This window comes from Paenibacillus sp. cl141a (assembly GCF_900109305.1).
GTDB lineage: Bacteria > Bacillota > Bacilli > Paenibacillales > Paenibacillaceae > Paenibacillus_AQ > Paenibacillus_AQ lautus_A.
Genome location: NZ_FNZO01000002.1, coordinates 469,514 through 491,071, shown reverse-complemented (window position 1 = coordinate 491,071; position 21,558 = coordinate 469,514). Strand labels below are relative to the sequence as shown.

Sequence of the window (21,558 nt, the reverse complement as noted above, 5' to 3'; positions counted from 1 at the left end):
GATCCATGATTAAACTTCACCTGCGGCAATCTCATGGTCCTTGTAGCTGATCCAATCGCTCCAGCTGCCTGCGTACAGCTTCACCTTGCGGTACCCGGCTTCCCGCAAAGCCAGGACGTTCGGGCAAGCCGACAATCCAGATCCGCAATATACAATCACTTCATCATCGAAGGACAACCCGGCAAAACGCTCCCGCTGCAGCTCGGCCCCCTTCAGCGTCCCGTCATCATGAATCCCGTCCTTCCAATAGGCATGCACCGCTCCCGGAATATGTCCGGCCACCGGATCCTGTGGTGCCGTTTCTCCCGTGAACTGCTTCCAATCCCTTGAATCGAGCAGGGTCACGCCGGCTTTGCCGATCTTTGCCCTCACCTCATTCACATCAGCCAGCCATTCCTCCCGCGCGTTCGGCTGGAATACGCGCGGAGCCGCCTCGCTTCTCTTCGAGGTGAGCGGATATCCGGCCGACTTCCAGCCGGCGAATCCTCCATCCAATATATATGCCGAACCGTGGCCCAGGTATTTCAAAATCCACCATAACCGCGCACCTTCCGGGCGAAGGTCATCGTCATAGACAACGACGGGCGTACTCGCATCGATCCCGAGCTTGCCGAGCCGCCGGGCCAGCTCCTCCGTATGCGGCAAGGGGCTCCGGCCGCCGTGCTCGCCTGGAGAATCCGTCAAATCCTTTTTCAAATCAACGAATACGGCACCGGGCACATGCTCGCGCTGATAAGCCTCGTAGCCGTAATTCGCATCGCCCGGGCTGAATCGGACGTCCGCAACGACAAGCTGACCCGGATTCGACTGCAACTGTTCCAGCACCCATTCCTTGCTTACGATATTTGACATAAGCTCCTCGTCCCTTCTGATATCAAGCTGCCGTTTAAATCGTAAATTCCAAATCCTCTTCCGTCTTGACGTCATAAATCGCAGCATAGATGTCGTTCTGAATCTTCAAGAGGCTGGCATCCTCCCGCTTGCGCGGACGCTCATGGGGAACGTCGAAAATATGGTGAATGCGCCCGGGGCGCGGGGACAGCAGGACGACCCGGTCTGCGAGAAAGACGGCTTCGGATACGTCATGGGTCACAAACACCACCGTTTTCTGCTCCTCCTGCCATATCCGGAGCAGATCCTGCTGAAGCTGAAGCCGGGTAAGATGGTCCACCGCGCCGAACGGCTCGTCCATCAGGAGGATGTTGGGACTACTTACGAGCGCCCTTGCGATCCCCGCTCGCTGCCGCATGCCTCCCGATAAATGATGCGGATATTTCGAGCCGAACCCCTCCAAGCCGACCATGTTCAGATATTTGTCCACGAGCGTTTGCCGCTCTGCTTTTTTCATGCCGGCGAGCTCCAGCCCAAGGCCGACGTTCTGCGAAATGGTGCGCCACGGGTACAGGGATGCATCCTGGAATACGACCCCAGAGCTCCGCGTAGGCCCCTGAACCTTCTCGCCATCCAGCAAAATGTCGCCCTCCGTCGGAAGCTGCAATCCCGCCAGCAGCTCCAGCAGCGTGCTTTTTCCGCAGCCGCTGGGCCCGAGGACGCACAGAAATTCGCCGTCCCGCACTTGCAGGTTAATATTTTGAAGCGATATCGTTGGAAGGTCGCCGTCATAGACCTTCGAGACATTTTCAACCGTAAAGCCGGACATAGGAACGCCTCCTGCCATACTTTATTTTTTCGGAATAAACCTGAGGTCCAGAATATCCTCCACCTTGTAGATCTCATCCTGGAAGCCCAGCTCCTTCTGAATCTGCTGGGTATCATTCAACGCGTTGATGTCCACGTCCGGATTGTTCTCCCACAGCACCTCTTCGCGCTTCAGCGCCAGATCCAGCACCTCGGGATCGATCTCGATGTTGTTCAGATAGTAAGTCTTAAACTCGTCCGGATGGCTCTTCGCATACTCCTGCGATTTGAAGTAAGCTCGCAGCAGCTTCTCGACCAATTCCGGTTTCTCTTCCAGAATACCGTCGCGGGCCGCCAGCACCCCGGTGTGGAAGGTCGGCAGGTAATCCCAGCCTGTAGCGATGATATGGCCCTTTCCCTGCTTTTCCGCAAGAGAAGCGAACGGTTCATGAATGATGGTGGCGTCGACCTGTCCGGTTTCCAGACTCGCGTAAGCCGCCTGATGCGTGCTGTTGGCAATGAAGGTCACATCGTCCGGACTCAATCCGTGCTCCTTCAGGATGACCTGCGTATATACCTCCAGGCCGCTGCCGAACACGGCGATGCCCACCTTCTTGCCCTTCAGGTCTTCCACCTTCTGGATCTCCGGCGAGGCGATCAGGTAGAACGGCCCCTTGGTCCGGAACATGGAGGAGACGATTTTGACGGGAGCGCCCTTGCCCGCAGCCACGATCGCCGTCGTCGTGGCCACGTCGACCACGTCAATGTCCTTGCTGGTCAGACCGGCTATCGGGTCCTTGGTGGTGATAAATTCGACGTCGAGTCCTTCCTCCTCAAAGAATCCCTTCTCCGCCCCGAAGGACACCGCCAGTCCGCTGACCCCGCTAAGCGGAGCATACCTGATCTTCTCCAGCTTGGCGCCTGCCGCGCTCTCTCCGTCCCCGGCGGACGGTGCCGCTTCCTTGCCGTTATCTTGACCGCTTGCGCAGCCGGCCGTCATGGCGATCAGCCATAGCGCCGCAAGTGCTATTAGGTATGGACGTATTCCTCTTCTGTTCATATGGTTCTCTCCCCCTGGTAGTGGTGCTTTTGCCCGATGGTTTATGATGATTTCCATTTCAAAAAAACGCTGCGTTCCAACAAATCGATCAATGAAATGATAAGTACGGATACGACGGTAACCAGCGCTACAATGGCAAAAGCCTGCGCAGTATTGTACAGCGATGTCGCCTTCACGAGAATATTGCCAAGGCCATCCTTCGACGCCAGCATCTCACCGAACAGCGCCCCGACCAGTCCGGTAGCGGCCGAAATTCGGAGAGCGGCAAAAATGGTGGGCGCAGCCGATGGCAATATCACCTTCATGATGGTCTGATACCGCGTCGCCTCGAATACTTTGGCGACCTTCAGATGGTTATCCGCCGTCTGTTTGATTCCGGTCATCGTATTGACCGTGATCGTAAAGAAACAGAACAGGAACACAATCGATATTTTATGCGTGATCCCGATCCCGAGCCAGAGCGCCAGCAGCGGGACGATCGTCACCTTCGGAATCGCCATCAGCGCCGAAAGGTACGGCCGGAAGAAGCGCTCCGCCCATGGGATCAGCACCAGAGCCATGCCGACTGCCAAACCGCCAAGGGCGGCAAGGCCGTAGCCCGCAACGAACTCGGCCAATGTGACGTACAGGTGCTTCCAGATCTCCCCGTCACCGAACAGCTTGAACAGTTCGCGGAATACTTGGGAAGGCGCAGGCAGATACAAGCTGCTGACGGTCTCCGTGCGAACCAGAACCTCGCAGATCCCCAGTATGACCAGCAGCAACGCCCCCTGCCACGCCCAGATGCCGGGGAATTTCTTGGCTTTCCTCGTTCCCATCCGCTCACCCCTTCGCAATCAGGTCATAACGGTTCCTTGGGCGGCTCAGTCCCAAATGCTCCCGGAAGGTGCTGCCTTCATACTCGGTGCGGAACAAGCCTCTCCGCTGAAGCTCCGGCACAACCAGCTCCAGGAACAGATCCAGGCCGCCAGGCATATAGGGAGGGCAAACATTGAACCCGTCGGCCGCTTCATCCCGGAACCACTCTTCGATGATATCCGCTACCTGCTGCGCGCTGCCGACCACGAGCAGATGCCCGCGGACCGTGACGGTGAAGAAATAGAACAGGTCCCTGATCGTAATATCCTCGCGTCCGTTCGCCCCTCTAGCCAAGTCGGCCCAGTGCAGTGCGGCTTCCGAAGCGGATAGGTCAGGCAGCCGATCCTCCAGCGAATATCCCCTCAAGTCGATTCCGATCTTATCCGAAAGGGGACCCAGATCGAAATCGGTCACCACCAGTTCGTTCAGCTCCGCATATTTGGCCCGTGCTTCTTCCTCCGTCCGGCCCACGATCGGAACCAGCCCGGGGAGAACCTTCAAATCCGAAGCTTCCCTTCCATATGCCGGCAGGCGCCCTTTCACTTCCTTGTAAAATTTCACGGCGACTTCTTTGACGTTCGTTCCGGTGAAGACCATGTCGGAATATTGGGCCGCCAGCATTTGGCTGCGCAGGGAGGTTCCTGCCGTGATCAGCGGAAGCTGTCCCTGTATCGGACGCAGAATGTTCAGCGGCCCGGCGACGGAGAAGTGCTCGCCGACATGGTCCAGGGCATGCACCTTGCTGCCGTCGGCGAACACGCCGCTTGCCTTGTCCCGCGGAAGGGAGTCATCCTCCCAGGTGTCCCACAGTCCGCTGACGATTTCGATGAATTCCTCGGCATAGTCGTACCGCTTGGCGTTATCCCAATGCTTCTCCCGGCTGAAATTCAGCGCAGCCCGCGTATCGGAGCCTGTCACGACATTCCATGATGCCCGGCCCCGGCTGAGATGATCCAGCGATGCCGTGAAGCGTGCGATGTTGTAAGGCTCGGCATAGGTGGTGTTCACCGTGCCGATCAAACCGATTTTATCCGTTGCCGCTGCCAGATAGGACAGCATGGTGAACGGCTCCAGCCGCGTCATTTGGGAAGGGAATAAATGCTGCATATCCGCGCTCGTGGCCAATCGGTCCCCCAGGAAAAAGAAATCGAACTTGGCCTTTTCAAGCTTCTGGGCGACCTCCTTCAGGAACTGGGGATCGTAAGCCCCGTCCGTTTTGCCTTCGGGCAGTCTCCAGCCCGCGGGATGATAGCCCGTCCCGAATAAGAATAATCCAAGATGCAATTGACGACGTTTTGAACTCATGGTTGTGTCACCTTCCTGATCCATATTGGTTATGGTTGATCATGATCATGCCGAATAGGTACTGAGCTTTATCCGCGGTAATCCTCCGTCAAGCGGTCGATCTCCTGCAGTTCTTCTTCTGTCAGCCGTTCATCCGAATGCTTCAGCGTATCCGCGATGTGTTCAGGCTTCGATGCCCCGACAATGGCTGACGTGATGCCAGGGCGGCTGAGCACCCAATTCAGGGCGAACTGCGGAAGCGTCCATCCCCGCTGCTCGGCCAGCGGCCGGATCCCTTCCACGATGGAAAGCGCATGCCGCTGGTTCAGCAGCAATCGTAACCGCTGCTCGCCTGCAGCTAGGCGCGAGTCCGTTGGGGGAGCTTCGCCCGCCCGATATTTGCCGGACAATATGCCCCGGCCGAGCGGACTGTACACGATTACCCCGACCTGCTCAGACTGGGCAAAGGGAATCAGCTCGCGTTCAATCTCTCTAGTAATGAGACTGTATTCCGGCTGTACGCTCTCGAACCGGCGAAGGCCATGCAGCGCACTGATGCCATGGGCTTTGGCCAGCTGCCAAGCCGCGTAGTTCGAGCAGCCGATGTAACGCACTTTCCCCTGCCGTACAAGATCCGTAAGCGCCTCAAGCGTCTCGTCCAGCGGGGTTAACTCATCAAACCGATGTACTTGATAGAGATCGATATAATCCGTTTGGAGCCGGGCAAGACTGTTCTCCAGCGCACGGTTGATATGATAGCGGCTTTGGCCCTGGTCATTGATGCCGGGTCCGATGCGATTATGCAGCTTGGTTGCCAGGAGAATGTCCTGTCTTCGCTCCTTCAGCAGCCTGCCCAGAATTTCTTCCGATTCCCCGAGCTGCTTGACGTTTCCGTTATCCATGCCCGTCCCGTACACGTCAGCCGTATCGATCAGATTGATGCCAGTACCAAGCGCCTGATCCAATACGGCGGCCGAAGCCCTCTCATCGATCCAGCGCCCGAAAGACATCGTCCCGAGACTTACCTCCGACACTTGAACCCCGGTTCTGCCCAGTGTTCTATACTGCATAATGACAACCCCTCACTTTGCTGGATTCATAAAAAAACAACCGGAGACACCCCTCGAATCACAACTTGATCCAAGGATGCATCTCCGGTTGTCCGGTAGAATGTGCATCAATCATATTAGCGTTATAAATGTTACTTAGAATCGAACGTCTCGTTCATCTCCGTTGGTTGGGTAGATAAACAAATCCTCTAATTCTATCATTTCCGATATGTTAAGTAGGATTATAACACCGTCTAATTTTGTCGTCAATTATTTTTCATGTTGGGTTTGCGGCCGGTTCAGCCCGAGGTGATCCCGTAATGTCCTGCCCGCATATTCCTCGCGAAACAGCCCCCGCTGCTGAAGCAGCGGGACTACGCGCTCCACAAACTGTTCGAGCCCGCTCGGGAGCAGAGGGGCCATAATGTTGAATCCATCGCATGCCATGCTGCGAAACCAATCCTCCATCATATCGGCAACTTGCAGGGCAGTGCCAACCATCGTCATATGTCCTCTCGCCACCGCGTAATGCCGGCCGAGCTCCAGAATGCTCATCCCTGACTTCTTGGCCGTATCCATAATCATGATCGCCCGGCTGCTGTTTCCTTCCCGCGGCAATTCGGGCAGCGGGCCGTCTACCGGATATCCGGTCAAATCCGCATTCAGCAGCTGGGACACATACTTCACCCCTGCCTCCGGCAGAATGAGCTCGCTGAATGTCCGGTGACATGCCATAGCTTCGGCTTCGCTGTCCCCAAGGAATATCTGCAGTCCCGGCAGAACCTTGACCTCTTCCCTCTCCCGTCCATACTCCATGAGCAAGTCCTTAAACTCGCGGTAATACTTGATCGCATCCTCCTTACTCTCGCAGGCCGTGAACACGACATCAGCCGTTTGAGCCGCCAGCCTTCTTCCGGCAGCCGAGGTTCCCGCTTCAATGATGACAGGCCTCCCCTGCGGAGATCTGGGCATGTTCAAGGGCCCTTCCACCCTGAAGTGCTCGCCTTCATGATGCGCCCGATGAATCCGTGCCGTATCGGCAAAGACCGCCTTTTGCCGATCCAATACAAGGGCATCGTCCTCCCAGCCGTCCCATAAACCGGTCACGACTCGTAGAAATTCCTCCGCCCTTTCATACCGTTTGTCGTGTTCCATTAATTCCGCCGATCCAAAATTGCGTGCCTCCGCATCCTTCGTGGAGGTCACCACATTCCAGGCGGCCCTGCCGCCGCTGATATGATCCAGCGTAGACAGACGCCTGGCCAATCCGTACGGCTCGTTGAAGGTTGTAGAGGCCGTTCCGGCTAATCCAATACGTTCCGTCACTCCGGCGAGGCCGCTCAGCATGGTGAGCGCTTCAGGCTGCAGAAAGCTGACATTCGTCCGTAAATCCTCGATCAACGGGATCGAGTTGTTGTCCGCAAGGAATACCATATCGAATTTCCCGCGTTCGGCTGCTTGGGCGCAGCGTTTGTAGAAGCCGAAGTCCATCGCACCGACCCCTGCCGAATCGGCATGCCGCCATGCAGCGATATGATGGCCGTAATTCATCAAAAAAGCGCCTAGGATGAATTGGCGTTGATCTGAACCCATCACGTTCACTCCCCCCGGTTTATCTCTATAGAATCTTGATCTCGATCAGGTTATCTACGTATTCACTGACATACTTGTTATCGTGAAGACGGGCTTGCACTTCCTTCTCCCATGTCACGGCTTCCCGCAAGGACGCAAGGCCCGTCCCGATGCCATACCATGCCTCCACCTTATCCCGACGGATGGTGAAAGACCGGTCTTCAAACTTGAAGATCAGTGTATCCAAATTATCAATCATGGCAAAATTCGCAGTGGAATTATAGACCAGCGTCTGCTTCAGCATGTCCTCGTTCAGATCGCCGACCGTGGACTTGAATCGAAGCTCGGCGGTCAATTCTTCCGGATACAGCTGAAATGTGCGCTCCATGTCACGCATGGGAAGCGAAGCGTTCAAATTGATCAGGTTCCCGGCATTGCCCATATATGGGCTGGCGAATTTCAGCGAATTCCGTATATCGTGCGTCAACGGATCATTCTGCTCCGCTTCATATTGAACCGCCTGTTCATTAGCCTTGGGCTTGATGTATCCCTCCAGGGCCGCCATGCCCCCGATGCCGATCAGCAGCAGGACGACGATCAGCCAATTCTTTCTGCTCATGGTTCATTCACCTCAAGTTGAACCGTTAGTTTATAAGCTTTCTGGACCAGCAGCGGAATGAAGACCGACGTCATCGGGATAACATACCGCATGACGGTCACGTAGAACGAATAAGGCCCATCGACCGACAGTTCTCGCCCAAACCATAAATCGCTGCCGTATTGAATTACGAAGGTGTACATGGATATAACCACGATAAATATCGACCACAGCCACCATGCCCACTTTCTCCATTGGTTCAATCTGCCTGCATTGATGACAGCTGTCTGCTTTTCATACCGTTTCAGATGCCGTGACATGGAAAGATACGCCGCACCGGTTAATGCAGCCAAACAGAGGAGGAGCGTGTTCACCCATATCCCGTTTGGCAAAAACCGGGCCGGAATGGTAGCGATCCAGGCCAGCAAGGAATAAATAAGGGCGCTCTGAAGGAGGTCATGACGGAAACGGTAGCTGTAAATTTTTTGGTTGTCGTCAATCAGAGCTTCGATGTTTTCCATATTTTCGATCGCCAGACTGATCGCCGACTGATATGCTATGCCGTTCTCCATATAATCCGTGACCCGCGCCTCCAAATTGCTGAGAACCTCATTCTTCAGATCCACAACTTCCTTGGTTTTGCGTTGATTCGCGAATAGGCGATCCACAAAAATCTCCAGATCATGTCTGTTGGTCATTGCTATTTCAGCTCCTTTCCATTTCCGATCAGAACATCGATAATCTCGCGTGCCGCCTTCCATTCTTCTTGGTTGCGCAGCAAGCGCTTCATTCCCTCCTGGCTGAGATTGTAATATTTACGCCTCCCGCCCTGAGTTTCTTCTCCCCAATAGGAGCGTATCAACCCCTGCTTCTCCAGCCTCCTCAGACTTGAATACAATGTAGGCTCCTTCAGTTCAAATCGATTCCCGCTCCGGATCGCGATCTCCTTAATGATCTGATAGCCGTAATTGTCTCCGTCTGATAGGACATGCAAAATAAAGGTATCAATATTGCCGCGTATCAAGTCACTGTTATGTAAGGGTTCAATCAAATACCCGAACCTCCTAACGGATGGAATGGGTATAATATAACGCACATTACTATGCATGTCAAAGTAATATTACACGCATATATTCCGTTACGCTCTTCTTGGATTGACGGTTTGCGAGCGTCTACTATATAATTCTTGAAAGTTCTTCCTATTATAAATAGGATCCCATAACAAGCTGTGCAAGAGATCTCAATATATCTGTATCCCATCAGTCCCCGCAGGAGGAAACGGTTTTGCTTCATAAATACATTCGACGACTGAAATACTATATTCTCCGGACCCTTCGCATGCAAAATAGCGATCATCGGATCGCTCTCGGCTTTGCTGTCGGCTTCTTCCCTTGCTGGTATCCCACCTTTGGCATCGATCTGCTGCTGGCTCCGCTGCTGGCTCGCATGGTAAGGGGGAACATCCCCTCCGCCTTCCTTGCGGCCTCCGCAGGCTCCGTCTTGTGGCCGATCCTGTTCTATCTAAACTATAGAATCGGCGTGTTTGTGCACCTGTTCACTACGTTTCCCGCGACCTTCGAAATCGAAGATGCGCTCACGGTTCCCGTTCCGGAGACGGATTATATCGTTGAAACGGACCATTTCGGCAGGTTGGGCGACATGGGCGTTAACTTTCTCGTCGGCGCCTTGATCAATAGTGTTCTATCTACGCTGATCCTTTACATTTTGCTGCGAATCATGCTCTCCGTCTACCGCAAACCCTTGCTCCACAAGATCAAAGAATCCATTCGCAGAGGAAAATCGAAGCCTTAGCACGAAGCTCCCCCTGTAAAAACGCCCGGAATTCTATTCCGGGCGCTTTTTTTATACCGTTCAAGCTCAATTGTCTCGGTCTATTCGTGATTTACCATTCAGCCGTTAGCCGTTTTCTCTGGAAAAATCGGTATAAGTTGCTAAAAGTACGGCATTCTAAAGAGGATGAGCCTTACTATATACCGGCAAAGGAGGGAAGTTTCAATGAAATCGAATTTACGGCCCGCGCTGCTCGATCCTATTAAAATGCGGCTGGAACATTGCGAAGATGTCATCTACCAATCCTTGCGTCTCCATGGATCGACGTGCACAGTCATCTACATTGAACCTATCGTGGATATCAGCACCCTGCATGAATACATCGTCAAACCGTTGATTAAGGAAGCTGCGAAGGTTCAGCATGATTTCCTTGATTTCATTGACCGCATGGATCGGGGAGATATGCTGTCGGTTCCGTTCGAGCGTTCTTCCTCGGCCGAGTATATTGCCGATATGATCGTTGAAGGCAGGGCCGTCGTGATTGTGGAGAAGCTGGCAGAGGCTTATTTATTCGACATTGTGTTATATCAAAAGCGGTCGGTTTCGGAATCGCAGAACGAGCTGGTGGTAAATGGGCCGCAGGAAGCGTTTATCGAAGACATCGGAACAAATCTATCGCTGCTCCGGCACAAAATCAAACATACGGATCTCAAAACCGTGCGCTACCAGATCGGCGACTACTCCAAGACCGCCGTTTATATGGTGTACGTCGATGGTTTGTGCAAACCCGAAATCGTCGCTCAAGTGGACCGGCAGCTGAGCAGCATGTCCATCGACGGGACATTCGGGATCAGTACCTTGTCCGAACAAATGAAGGAAGGCGTAAAATCCCCCTTTCCTCAGTTTCAATACACGGAGCGACCCGATTCTGTTGCCTCATCCCTGCTTGAAGGCCGGGTTGGCATCATGCAGGACGGAACGCCTTCGGCGCTGATCGTGCCCGTCACCCTATTTTCCCTGCTGCAGTCGTCCGAGGATTATTATCACAGCTTCTTCTCCTCCAGCTGGATTCGGATCGTCCGGTTCATGTTCGCGATTATTTCATTATTGATGCCCGCCCTGTATGTCGCTATCACAACATTTCAGCCATCCATCATACCAACCGATTTGCTGATCACCTTAGCCGCATCGCGTGAAAACATACCGTTCTCCGCCTTAGCGGAGGCGCTGATCATGGAACTGACATTTGAAGCGCTGCGGGAAGCCGGGACCCGTATCCCGAAGCCCGTCGGGCAGACGATATCCATCATCGGCGCCATTGTCATCGGACAGGCCGCGGTGGAAGCGGGGATCGTATCGAACCCCATGGTCATCGTGGTTTCGATAACGGGCATCGCTTCTTACATCATTCCGCACTTCGAGCTGGGGCTGGCGTTCCGCTTGCTGCGCTTTCCCATCCTCATACTTGGAGGAACGCTCGGTCTGATCGGCGTGTTTACGGCCGCCTTCCTGGTGTATGGACATATGGCTTCCCTGAAGTCGTTCAATACGCCGTATCTGCAGCCCGTTGCACCCCTTGTTTTATCGGAATGGAAGGACACCTTCGTGCGGGCGCCGTCCAAGCTGATGAAGAACAGGCCTAAAACCTATGCATCATCCAACAATTTAAGGAGACGAAAACGATAATGCTTCTACTCAAATGGTTGAAAATTCTGCTGCCATTATCGTTGTTGACAGGCTGCGGCTTCAACCTGACCAAGGTTGAGATCAACGAGCAAACCTTTGTATTTGCCATGTACGTGAATAAAAGCCCGAAAGACGAAAGCGTGGAAGTTACGATCAGCGCGCCCTTGCCTAACCGGCTCACATCCGGGCGTCAAGCAGGCGGGAAGGGCGGTGGAGATCCGTATGCCATGGTAACCAGATCGTCCACCACCGTGCAGGATGCCCTCCACCTGATTCAACGGGATCTTTCACGCCGTTTCGACTTCAGCCACACTAAGGTCGTTGTCGTTGGCAAAAGCTATGCGGAAGCCGGACTAGAGGATCTGATGGAATGGCTCAATCGGGAACCGACAACGAACTTGAGCATCTATATCATGGTTGCGCCCGGCGATGCGAAAAAAGTCGCTGAGCTGACACCGGTCTTTGAACAAATGCCTTCCGAGGTGCTCATCCGGTTTGCGGACCAGCACAACATGATCACCACGAACCTGAAGGATTGCCTCTATGCCGAATCGGGCAATCAAGGGTATGCCCTTACCTATTTGGCGGCAGGCATGAAGCCAATGGTTGCTGACCAGGAGAGACTGGAGCCGTGGACGGGAATTCAAGGCACGGCGCTGTTCCATAAACATAAGCTGGTGGCCACCCTTCCTATGGAGGAGTCGCTTGCCGTCAGTTGGGGAGTAAACGAATTAAAAGCCCCCCTGTATACCGTTTCATGGGATGAAAAAAGCAAAGCCAGCACTTTCCTGATTTCAACCCGCTCCAGCAAATCCGTACGCATGGTATCGGGCCATCCGGTGTTCACCGTCAAGCTAAGCGGGACAGGAGACGTGGTGTACAAGCAAACTCAAACTCAATTGGATCTTCTTCAGACTAAACAGCTTATTGAGCATGAGCTCAATGAACTCATTGCAGGTCACCTCAGAAAGGCCCTCCATACCTCGCAGCGGGTCGGTGCAGATGTCCTCCAGCTCGGAATGCTGGTGGACTGGAACTATCCCGATCATTGGCAGAAGGTTCGCTCCGACTGGTCTGATTACTACAAGAACGAAGTTGAGATTCAGGTGGTTACCGACATCAAAATTCGAAACTTCGGGTCCATACTCAAAAAGAGCCCGAAATAAGGAGGCGTGCCATGCTGGCTCTTCTGTTCCTCGTATACGCCTTGACGGAATGGTACTTCGCAAAGAAAAAGGTAAGGTCTTCCCGTGAAAAATGGACGATGCTCATTCTGATCCTTGTCTTTTCCGTCTGGAATGTAATCGCCCTATACACTCACGAGTGGCTGACCCCTAATCATCTGATCATGCTGCTGTTCGGCTGGCTGGATAAGCTGTAACATCTAAAAACGAAAGGAGGTACGAACCCGACATGCGCAATACGCCTTGGCAGCTGTTCCGTTTAGGATTTGTCTATCTTAATGCCATACCTACGGGATTTCTAATCAGTCCCCTCTTGTGGAATTCGGCATATTTGGGATGGGCCGCGATTCTGGGCGGTTATGCGGTGAGCCTGATCTTCCTCTGGTTTATGCTGAAGGTCGGACAGTGGGATCCACGGAAACCCTGGATCGAATTCGGCAGCGCCCTGGTCAGCAAATGGATCCACTTTCCGATTGTCGCTTTGGTATTCTTCTGGTCAATCAATTACATAGGAATGGATATCGAAGGTTTCACATTATTCTTCGATACCAATTACATGCGGGAGTCCCCACAATGGTTCGTCCTCCTGATTGTGGGCCTTGTCGTGATGGTTACGGCTAGATGGGGCATGGAGACGATGATTTATATTTCCGACGGGCTGTTTCTCGTCATCGTCGTTGCCATTGTGTCCATGAATATGTTTTTCTTTAAGGAAGCGCATTTCGATATGATGATTGCGATGGTCAGGCATCACAATTATGGATCCGTACTCATGGACAGCTTGTTCTGCCTTTCATTCTTCGCGGAATGGCTCGTGTTCCTCTTTCTGGCTCCCTATATCCAATTCAACAAAAAATCCTTTCGCAACCTTGCTACGGCGGGACTATTGGTCACGGTAGCCGTGATGCTCCAATGGGCTTCGGCCCTGCTGAATTTCGGACCCTATTTGGGACGCGAGCTGCAGTATCCGCTCGTCGAATTAATGCGTGCAGCCAGAGGGTTCCTTGGCAATGCCGATCCGCTGATCATTGGGTTATGGAGCAGCTCGATGTTCTTTCACAGCGCCTTCCTCATCCACGTGAGCACTAGGTGTCTGGCGAAGCTCCTAAACCTGAAGCAGATGGACGGTCCGCTGATCGCGATCATCGGAGGAACGGCAATGGTGATTGCATACCAATACTCGCAAAATCCGATTCTCTTTCTCCAGGACTTCAATTCCTTCGGGATGGCGATGTTCTTTATTTTTATGGAGTTAATCCCGATGTTCTATTGGGTCGCTTCCCTTTTCCGTAAACGCAAGCGTAGACCAAAACCAAGACCAAAGCCTGATCATAAACCCGCTTGAGAGTCTTGAACTTGTAATGAACCGCCTTCCATCCTGTTCGTCTTTCGAAATTCAGCATGAAAAAGAGCGGCCGTCAGCCGCTCCCATCTTACGGATCAACATGGTTAAGAAGAAATTTTCTCAAAAGTATGATAAATCTCCGATGTTTATGCTTTCTGATCTCGTCAAAAAACCAACTTTTATGTAAGCGCTTCCTACAAAAAGGTTCTTTTATTGTAAGCAATTGGCATATTATATAGTACAGTAGACCAGCTAAGCAAGGGTGGCAGCAGGAGGTGATCGGCATGGGCGTGAATGAAGCTTTGGCTTTAATGATTTCGTTCGCTACTCTGGTCGTTTCGATCCTTGCCTTCCATAATAAGAAATAGACCCGTCCTGGAACAGATGAATCTATTTCTTACGTCTGGTTGCAAGCAAATATCCACCTTGCGGGCGAAGATCTGCTGTACGAGGAGTCGGCGGCAACCGGCTCCTTTTGTGATACACAAAAATATCCTATTCCGGTTTTTGCGGATTTATGACTCGGCGACGTCCATTACGTCTTCAGAATCGCCTGTACATCGGCTAAAATTTTCTCCATCCGTTTGGAGCTCTCCTCATACATTTTCTTAGCTTTCTTACTTTTCGTGCTGAGACTGAACAATTCCAAATCCGCCTGGCATTTCTTTAAATTTGCATACAAGAGCTTCCGTTCCTCGTTTTGGGGCACCTGGATCTGATCGTTATACAAATCGACGGTTAATTGTCCGTAGGTATCTACTTGGGCAAAATATACATCCTTAATCTTGGCGCCCTGCTTGTCCAGTTCTTCGATCAGCCATCCCCGATTGAAACCCATCACGCGCAGCGATTCATCCATGACATTACCGTCCATGATGACGGCTTGTGCAACTTTCTCAGGAGCTACCTTAATTCCGAGATCTTTAGGGGTCAGAGGCAAATTTTCGCGCGTCTGCAGAACGTTAATCTCCCCGCTCGACTCCATGATGGCAAATTCCACATCAGCGACCTGAAATACATCTTTTTTCCGCAGCTGCTCCATTAACTCATCTGACGTCAGCCTCTCTTTCTTTAAATTATCTTCTAATATCTTTCCATCCTTAATAAGCACCGTCGCTTTGAAATCGATAAAGTCCCGAGCCTTCTTGCTCTTGATCTGCAGGAATTCGATAAGTAATGAACAGCCTACCCATACGCCCAACCCAATTAATCCCAAATACCAGTTCGCTTCAAGATCCAAGGAGATATAGGCGGCCAAGCTACCGATCGTAATCCCCGTTAAATATTCAAAAAAAGAAAGCTGCGAAACCTGACGCTTGCCAAGCACTTTCGTCATCAGAAACAACACGACCACGGCACATACGGTTCTAAGTACGATTTCCAACCATTGAGGCACAACAACGACCTTCCTTTCGATGTAATGACATAGCAATCACTATATAGATTATTGTCAAATATCCTATTTGAAATCACACCATTATTTTCCTTGCCATGCTTCATGCATGTTCTTCTCCAAAATGCGTACATTATTACGCATGAAAGGAGTGATAAAAACCAATGACCGTAGCTTCCGATGTGAAAACATGCCTCTCATCCTTAAAAAGCGCTCAGGCTAGCCTTGAGCAATTTGCGCTGTCTACGCAAGATCAAAATGCCAAGGATCTGTTCACTTCCGCGGCACAACAAACGCAGCAAGTCGTAGACCAAGTGGCCCAGCGGGTTCAGCAGCTTGAACAGGAAGAGCCTCAGTATAAAGGTTTCTAAGCATTGTTTCTTTGCTTTCTCCTATGCTGAAAGCCCATGCATACCTCCTATCTTTCCCGGATAGGAGGTTATTTATATTGTGTTATTTTTTATTGAGTTATCCTCACCATCAGGGTAAAGTGTTAATAACGGAGACTGAATATAAGGGGGTAGATTCTATGAATAATGGTATGCGTCCTATCGATGTCATCACGTTCGGCGAATCAATGGGATTATTATATCCCGAAGGCACACGGGGCATTGGCCAGGGAGGAACCATGGCCCAGTCCTTCGGCGGCGCCGAAAGCAACCTCGCCATCGGGCTTTCCAGGCTTGGCTGCAGCAGCGGATGGTTCGGTCAGCTCGGCAACGATCCGATCGGAACCGGCATTTTGAAAACGCTTCGAGGTGAAGGGGTCGATGTTTCCAGCGCCAGACAAACGGATGCGGCACCGACCGGCCTTATGCTGAGACAGAACGTTCGCGGTCAATCCTCCGTCTATTACTACCGCAAAGGCTCTGCCGCCAGCCAAATGACGCCGGACCATGTAGACTCCGAATACATAGCCAAGGCCCGCATCCTTCATTTCACGGGCATCACCGCCGCCTTAAGCAGCAGCTGCCTGGATACGATACGGCATGTCATTTCCGTATGCAAAACGCATGGCGTCCAGATCAGCTTTGATCCGAACCTCAGGCTGAAGCTGTGGAACATTGAGGAGGCTCGCCCCGTATTGCTGGAGCTTGCCGAAAGCTGTGATTATTTCCTCCCTGGCTATGATGAATGCAAGCTGTTGTTCGAAACGGAGGACGAGCAGGTGATCCTGGACCGTCTGCGTCAGCTCCCTGGCATGTCCGTGATCAAGAGTTTCGACGGAAACAACGTTATTGTTCGGGAAACCGGGACCTACTCCCTTCCTTTTGAGCGTGTGGAGCACGTAGTGGATACCGTTGGCGCGGGAGACGGCTTCTGCGCAGGCTTCCTGGCAGGCATCGCCAAAGGCTGGACACCGGAGGAGGCCTTGTCCCTAGGCGGATTAACCGGATCCCTCGTCATCCAAGCCCCAGGTGACTGGGAAGCGCTTCCGACCTGGGAGGAAGTTCAGCAGCGGCGAGGAAATGCCGCCCATATCGAACGTTGACCCGCTATGATTGGATATCAAGCCATCATCTAATAGAATGCATAGATTAAGAAGGAGTGTATAACATGAAAAAATTGAAACTGATCGAACAGATCCATCAGGCTGGCGTTGTCGCGGTCCTGCGCGGCGATTCTCCCGATGAGGTTGTAGAGATTGCTCAACGCGCGATTGAAGGCGGCATCAAGGTCATCGAGGTTACCATGACCGTACCGTTCGCTACGGAAGCCATTACGACGTTATCCAAAATGTACTCTTCCAAAGACCCGCAAGCGGACAACTATGCCATCATCGGCGCCGGTACGGTTCTGGATGCAGAAACAGCCAGAATCACGATCCTGGCCGGTGCCGAGTTCGTGGTCTCCCCAGGGTTCGACCGCGATACGATTATGCTCTGCAACCGTTATCGCATTCCGGTCATGCCGGGTGCCGTTACCGTTCATGATATCGTTGCCTCGCTTGAGCTTGGCGTCGATGTCGTTAAGCTCTTCCCGGGCAATCTGTACTCTCCGTCCGTCATACCGTCTCTGAAGGGTCCGCTGCCGCAGGCCAATATCATGCCGACCGGGGGCGTGAATTTGGACAATCTGCATGAATGGATCAAGGCCGGGGCATTCGCGGTCGGAATCGGATCCGATCTGACTAAAGACGCGCTGAAGAGCGGAGACTTCAACTTGATTACGGAGAAGGCCCGTGCTTACATCCACGCCTTTAAGGAAGCTCAAACCTCACATAAATAACCTTATGCAGTAGTTCATAGATGGCCTTCGCTGCATGTTTCATCTTCATAAATAACGACAAGCCTATCAAGTCGATCTTGATAGGCTTGTCGTTATTTAATCCTTCTCTTTCGAAAACCATCGTTTCTGTGTAATCATGCCCGTTGTAAAACCGCCTGCAACAATCGTCAGAATGGAGTACACAAAGGTGCTTCCCGAGAGCAGAACGCCGCCGAATCCGATGATGATGGCATCCATCAGCAAAATAATGACGCCTACATTCAAGGGCAGATACCTTGCCAGAAAATGAGCCAACAGATCCGTTCCGCCCGTGCTTGCATCATTCCTCAGCATCAATCCTAGCCCGGCTCCGATCAACGCACCGCCTATGGGCGCGCTGATTATCACATGGGGAGCAAAAAAACGCAAAAAATCCGTTTGCAACGGGGAGAGCAAATCGATGACAAACGAAGATATCAGCATGCCTGACAGACTATTGTAAAAAATTTCGCGGTTTAACATCCAGGCGGCGATAAACATGGGGATGCTGCACAAAATGATTACGAATCCGATATGTAGGTCAAACACGTAGTTGGCGATCAGAGCAATCCCGATAACTCCGCCATCCAGAACTTTATGCGGGACAAGAAAAAAATTTGTCCCCATCGCGATCAGAAAGCTTCCGATCACGATAATGACATGTTTTCGAAATGACAGCATATCCCACATCTCCATTTATAAAGGCATGTCTTATTCATATGCTTGTCATTTCGAAAAATTGCGAACTCGCTGTCCCGTATTTGAAAAAAAATTCCATTGGAATGTTATCGCTTACTCCGCTTTTACATAAAGCAATCGCTCGGTGCGTGCCATCACCTTGGTTTTCATATACGGATGGTTCTCATAGCAATAATCCACGAAGTACCCCGGCTTCTCTCCATTCCATGGAAAAATATCGTAATGCATCGGAATGGTCAAATCGAATGCCGACGCTGCGGCAAGTTCCGCGGCTTCCCGGAAGCCCATGTTCCCGACGATGCCGTCCTTCCGGCGGAAGGCATCTCCCCCATTGATCGGCACCATCCCGATATCAATGGAGTGCGCCTGCAACCTTTCCACCAATCCGGGATAGACTACGGTATCTCCCGCATGGTAGATCAACACGCCCTGAATGTCCACCAGGTAACCGACGAATCGGTGTCCAAACTCTTCATGCTCGTCCAAGGTCTCGTGGGCAGCCGGAATCGCCATCAGACGAAAGCCGTCAAACTGCTGCCATTCATCGCATACGGCCGCAAACAGCTGCTCCGGCGCAACGCCGGCACCGCGCATCGCTTCATGGCAGCATGCCGGCGCAACAAACGCTGTTTCCGGATTCTGTTTGGCGATGACCGCAATCGTTCCGAGATCCATATGATCATCGTGCTCATGGGTGATCAGGACCATGTTTGCATTCGTAATATGCTCCGGCTGCAGCGGAGCCGGAAACGCGCGCTGAAATCCCGCTTTCCGTTCCAGGTCGGCTGACATATAAGGGTCGATATAGATGACAACCTCCCCGCCCTTCAGGACAACGCTCTCCTGGCCCAAAAACCATACGGCCGCCATCCCATAGGTTGTAGACGTCCGGTTGATTTCATCGATCAGCTGCTCCGGCCCCCGGCTGCTGCTGTTCTGTTCTCTCATCTCTGTCCTCTCTCCTTCCTGTTCCTAACATGACTAGATTATACCATGACGTACCCAGTATAAATCCGGATATTCGTAGATTCTGTTCCCCAAGAGAATCGCGGATCCTCCGTTTATTCCCGTCGGCACACCATTCCTAAGCGTTCTTATATCAGAAAATCAGGGCCTGCCGTCATAAGAAAAAACGGGTCGAAGGTAAGCTGAATGGCTTGCCTTGAACCCGTGTAATTGAGTCTATTTTCGTTCAAGCGGCTTCTTCCAAACTCCAAGCAGCACACCCGAGATCACCGAACCAATGAGAACCGAGAGCAGGAATAGGAGCGCATGATTGGCAAGAGCAGCGACAAAGATTCCCCCGTGCGGGGCCGGAACGTTGATGCTCCACAGCTGCGTCAGCCCGCCTGCCACCGCGGAACCGAGAATACAGGATGTCAGTACGCGCAGCGGGTCGGCCGCGGCGAACGGGATCGCTCCCTCCGTTATGAAGGAAAGGCCCATCACATAGTTGGTCACGCCCGATTTGCGTTCCTGCTCCGTGAACTTATGCTTGAAGAACGTCGTGGCCAGAGCAATGGCCAGCGGAGGCACCATCCCGCCGGCCATGACCGCAGCCATCATGGCTCCGTTCGTGTTGCCGCTGGATGTGAATACGCCGATCGCAAATGCATAAGCCGCTTTATTGAAGGGACCGCCCATATCAATCGACATCATCCCGCCCAGAATCAGACCGAGAATCACCGCGTTGCCGGTACCCAAATTGTTAAGAATATCAATCAGGCCGAGATTGATCCAGCTGAAGAACGGATCGAACAAGTAGAACATGATCGTTCCGGTAACAAGCAGGCCGACGACCGGGTACAACAGAATCGGCTTTAAGCCGTCAAGCGCTCGGGGCAGCCCCGCAAACGCTTTGCGCAGCAGGATAACCACGTAACCGGCCAAGAAACCTGCCGCAAGACCGCCAAGGAATCCCGAATTGGAATTGAGGGCCATCAGGCCTCCGACCATGCCGGGCATCAATGCCGGACGATCGCCAATGCTGAGCGCTATGAAACCCGCCAGAACCGGAATCAGGAAGTGGAAGGCACCGTCTCCTCCGCCGATCGTTTGCAGCAGCTGGAAGAGCGGATGATCCTCGCCGGCAAGCTGCTCGATCAGGAAGGAGATGGCCAGAAGAATGCCGCCCCCCACGACAAACGGCAGCATGTGCGAAATACCATTCATCAGGTCCTTGTACACTTTCGTGCCTATGCTGCCCTTCTCCGCGTCCTTCGCTTTCGGCTCACCGCCGCCTTCGCTGCGGTAGATCGGCGCATCGCCGCCCATCGCCTTGCGGATCAGCTCCTCCGATTTGCGGATGCCGTCGCTGACAGGACGCTGGAGAACGGGTTTTCCGTTAAAGCGGGCCATCTCCACGTTTTTGTCGGCGGCAATGATGACGCCTGAGGCCCTGCGGATTTCCTCTTCCGTCAATATGTTCTGCGCGCCCTCCGAGCCGTTCGTCTCCACCCGGATTTCTACGCCCATCTCCTGGGCTTTCTTCTTAAGGGCGTCTTCGGCCATAAACGTATGGGCAATGCCGGTCGGACAAGCCGTTACGGCAACCACAAACGGAGTCGAGGCCCCGGCAGAAACCTCCCGTTGGTCAGCTTGGGCTGCAATGTCGGATTCCCGATGCTGGTTCTCCGCTTCCTTTTGTGCGGCTTCCCTTTTTTTGGCCGCTTCCCTCTCAGCCTTGGCGGCTTCTTCAACCGCCTGCTTGGAGTCGAATAAAGCCGTTACCTCCGCCGGCGTCTCCGCCTTCATCAACTCTGCGATGAATTCCGCATCAATCAACAGCCTTGATAACGCTGCAAGGGTACGCAGATGCGTATTTCCCGCTCCCTCGGGAGCGGCGATCATGAAAAATACATGCGCCGCCTCACCGTCCAGCGCTTCGAAATCCACGCCCTCGCTGCTCTTGGCAAACACGACGGTCGGCTCGTTAACTGCTTTCGTCTTGGCGTGGGGCATCGCAATGCCGCCGCCGATCCCCGTACTGGATTCGGCTTCACGCTTCAGGATCATCTCTTTAAACAATACCGGATCGTTGATCCGCCCGCTGGCGGCCAGACTCCCGATCAGTTCATCGATGGCAGCCTCCTTCGTGACCGCCTTCAGATCCATGATCATTGTTTCTTGTATCATTAAATCCGTAATTCTCATG

Annotated in this window: 23 protein-coding genes; 9 read left to right on the top strand and 14 right to left on the bottom strand. The window is 52.8% G+C overall.

What is annotated here, in order from left to right:
• Positions 1-9: 9 nt before the first annotated feature.
• The 10 genes from BMX45_RS07400 to BMX45_RS07355 all read right to left on the bottom strand — a co-directional run bounded on the left by BMX45_RS07400 (position 10) and on the right by BMX45_RS07355 (position 9,110).
• Positions 10-852, bottom strand: coding sequence for a sulfurtransferase (locus BMX45_RS07400; RefSeq protein ID WP_090909130.1), 843 nt, complete (start codon positions 850-852; stop codon positions 10-12).
• Between the two features lie 34 nt (positions 853-886).
• Positions 887-1,660: an ABC transporter ATP-binding protein gene (locus BMX45_RS07395; protein WP_090909129.1), complete on the bottom strand. Its 774-nt coding sequence runs from the start codon at positions 1,658-1,660 to the stop codon at positions 887-889.
• Positions 1,661-1,681: 21 nt separating this feature from the next.
• A complete protein-coding gene (locus BMX45_RS07390; RefSeq protein ID WP_015737072.1) occupies positions 1,682-2,698 on the bottom strand; it encodes an ABC transporter substrate-binding protein in 1,017 nt (338 codons plus the stop codon).
• 41 nt (positions 2,699-2,739) lie between these two features.
• Positions 2,740-3,516, bottom strand: a complete 777-nt coding sequence (locus BMX45_RS07385) for an ABC transporter permease (protein WP_090909128.1) — start codon at positions 3,514-3,516, stop codon at positions 2,740-2,742.
• A gap of 4 nt (positions 3,517-3,520) precedes the next feature.
• Positions 3,521-4,861 carry an LLM class flavin-dependent oxidoreductase gene (locus BMX45_RS07380; RefSeq protein ID WP_090909127.1) on the bottom strand — a complete coding sequence of 447 codons (1,341 nt, stop codon included), beginning with the start codon at positions 4,859-4,861 and terminating at the stop codon, positions 3,521-3,523.
• A 68-nt stretch (positions 4,862-4,929) separates the two neighbouring features.
• Positions 4,930-5,910, bottom strand: coding sequence for an aldo/keto reductase (locus BMX45_RS07375; RefSeq protein ID WP_090909126.1), 981 nt, complete (start codon positions 5,908-5,910; stop codon positions 4,930-4,932).
• Positions 5,911-6,159: 249 nt separating this feature from the next.
• A complete protein-coding gene (locus BMX45_RS07370; protein WP_090909125.1) occupies positions 6,160-7,482 on the bottom strand; it encodes an LLM class flavin-dependent oxidoreductase in 1,323 nt (440 codons plus the stop codon).
• Positions 7,483-7,507: 25 nt separating this feature from the next.
• Entirely contained in the window at positions 7,508-8,080 is a 573-nt protein-coding gene (locus BMX45_RS07365) for a DUF4825 domain-containing protein (RefSeq protein ID WP_090909124.1), read from the bottom strand.
• On the bottom strand, positions 8,077-8,757 hold the full coding sequence (locus BMX45_RS07360; protein ID WP_090909123.1) for a permease prefix domain 1-containing protein: 681 nt from the start codon (positions 8,755-8,757) through the stop codon (positions 8,077-8,079). Before BMX45_RS07360 ends, BMX45_RS07365 begins: the two co-directional genes overlap by 4 nt.
• Before the next feature lie 2 nt (positions 8,758-8,759).
• Entirely contained in the window at positions 8,760-9,110 is a 351-nt protein-coding gene (locus BMX45_RS07355; RefSeq protein WP_090909122.1) for a PadR family transcriptional regulator, read from the bottom strand.
• A gap of 233 nt (positions 9,111-9,343) precedes the next feature.
• On the opposite strand from BMX45_RS07355, the gene BMX45_RS07350 reads away from it, so the two are divergent.
• From BMX45_RS07350 to BMX45_RS32205, 6 genes are all read left to right on the top strand, one after another.
• A complete protein-coding gene (locus tag BMX45_RS07350; RefSeq protein WP_009595805.1) occupies positions 9,344-9,871 on the top strand; it encodes a DUF2062 domain-containing protein in 528 nt (175 codons plus the stop codon).
• A gap of 204 nt (positions 9,872-10,075) precedes the next feature.
• Positions 10,076-11,536 carry a spore germination protein gene (locus tag BMX45_RS07345; RefSeq protein ID WP_090909121.1) on the top strand — a complete coding sequence of 487 codons (1,461 nt, stop codon included), beginning with the start codon at positions 10,076-10,078 and terminating at the stop codon, positions 11,534-11,536.
• A complete protein-coding gene (locus BMX45_RS07340) occupies positions 11,536-12,702 on the top strand; it encodes a Ger(x)C family spore germination protein (protein WP_090909120.1) in 1,167 nt (388 codons plus the stop codon). The genes BMX45_RS07345 and BMX45_RS07340 overlap by 1 nt, the downstream gene beginning before the upstream one ends.
• 11 nt (positions 12,703-12,713) lie before the next feature.
• The gene (locus BMX45_RS07335; RefSeq protein WP_090909119.1) at positions 12,714-12,917 is read left to right on the top strand and encodes a hypothetical protein; all 204 of its coding nucleotides are present in this window, start codon (positions 12,714-12,716) and stop codon (positions 12,915-12,917) included.
• A 32-nt stretch (positions 12,918-12,949) separates the two neighbouring features.
• Positions 12,950-14,065, top strand: coding sequence for a GerAB/ArcD/ProY family transporter (locus BMX45_RS07330; protein ID WP_090909118.1), 1,116 nt, complete (start codon positions 12,950-12,952; stop codon positions 14,063-14,065).
• Between the two features lie 284 nt (positions 14,066-14,349).
• On the top strand, positions 14,350-14,433 hold the full coding sequence (locus BMX45_RS32205; protein WP_223260591.1) for a putative holin-like toxin: 84 nt from the start codon (positions 14,350-14,352) through the stop codon (positions 14,431-14,433).
• Between the two features lie 167 nt (positions 14,434-14,600).
• Here the strand turns inward: BMX45_RS32205 and BMX45_RS07325 are convergent, their stop codons facing one another.
• Positions 14,601-15,461, bottom strand: coding sequence for a DUF421 domain-containing protein (locus BMX45_RS07325; protein ID WP_090909117.1), 861 nt, complete (start codon positions 15,459-15,461; stop codon positions 14,601-14,603).
• A 161-nt stretch (positions 15,462-15,622) separates the two neighbouring features.
• On the opposite strand from BMX45_RS07325, the gene BMX45_RS07320 reads away from it, so the two are divergent.
• From BMX45_RS07320 to BMX45_RS07310, 3 genes are all read left to right on the top strand, one after another.
• Positions 15,623-15,829, top strand: coding sequence for a DUF1657 domain-containing protein (locus BMX45_RS07320; protein ID WP_090909116.1), 207 nt, complete (start codon positions 15,623-15,625; stop codon positions 15,827-15,829).
• A 158-nt stretch (positions 15,830-15,987) separates the two neighbouring features.
• On the top strand, positions 15,988-16,950 hold the full coding sequence (locus tag BMX45_RS07315) for a sugar kinase (protein WP_090909115.1): 963 nt from the start codon (positions 15,988-15,990) through the stop codon (positions 16,948-16,950).
• A 65-nt stretch (positions 16,951-17,015) separates the two neighbouring features.
• Positions 17,016-17,687 carry a bifunctional 2-keto-4-hydroxyglutarate aldolase/2-keto-3-deoxy-6-phosphogluconate aldolase gene (locus BMX45_RS07310; RefSeq protein ID WP_090909114.1) on the top strand — a complete coding sequence of 224 codons (672 nt, stop codon included), beginning with the start codon at positions 17,016-17,018 and terminating at the stop codon, positions 17,685-17,687.
• Positions 17,688-17,783: 96 nt separating this feature from the next.
• Here BMX45_RS07310 and BMX45_RS07305 read toward each other — a convergent pair whose 3' ends face one another.
• From BMX45_RS07305 to BMX45_RS07295, 3 genes are all read right to left on the bottom strand, one after another.
• Complete coding sequence (locus tag BMX45_RS07305; RefSeq protein ID WP_090909113.1) at positions 17,784-18,386, bottom strand: YitT family protein; 603 nt, start codon at positions 18,384-18,386, stop codon at positions 17,784-17,786.
• Between the two features lie 111 nt (positions 18,387-18,497).
• Positions 18,498-19,352, bottom strand: a complete 855-nt coding sequence (locus BMX45_RS07300; protein WP_090909112.1) for an MBL fold metallo-hydrolase — start codon at positions 19,350-19,352, stop codon at positions 18,498-18,500.
• A 234-nt stretch (positions 19,353-19,586) separates the two neighbouring features.
• Positions 19,587-21,557, bottom strand: a complete 1,971-nt coding sequence (locus tag BMX45_RS07295) for a PTS fructose transporter subunit IIABC (protein WP_090909111.1) — start codon at positions 21,555-21,557, stop codon at positions 19,587-19,589.
• Between the last annotated feature and the right edge of the window lies 1 nt (position 21,558).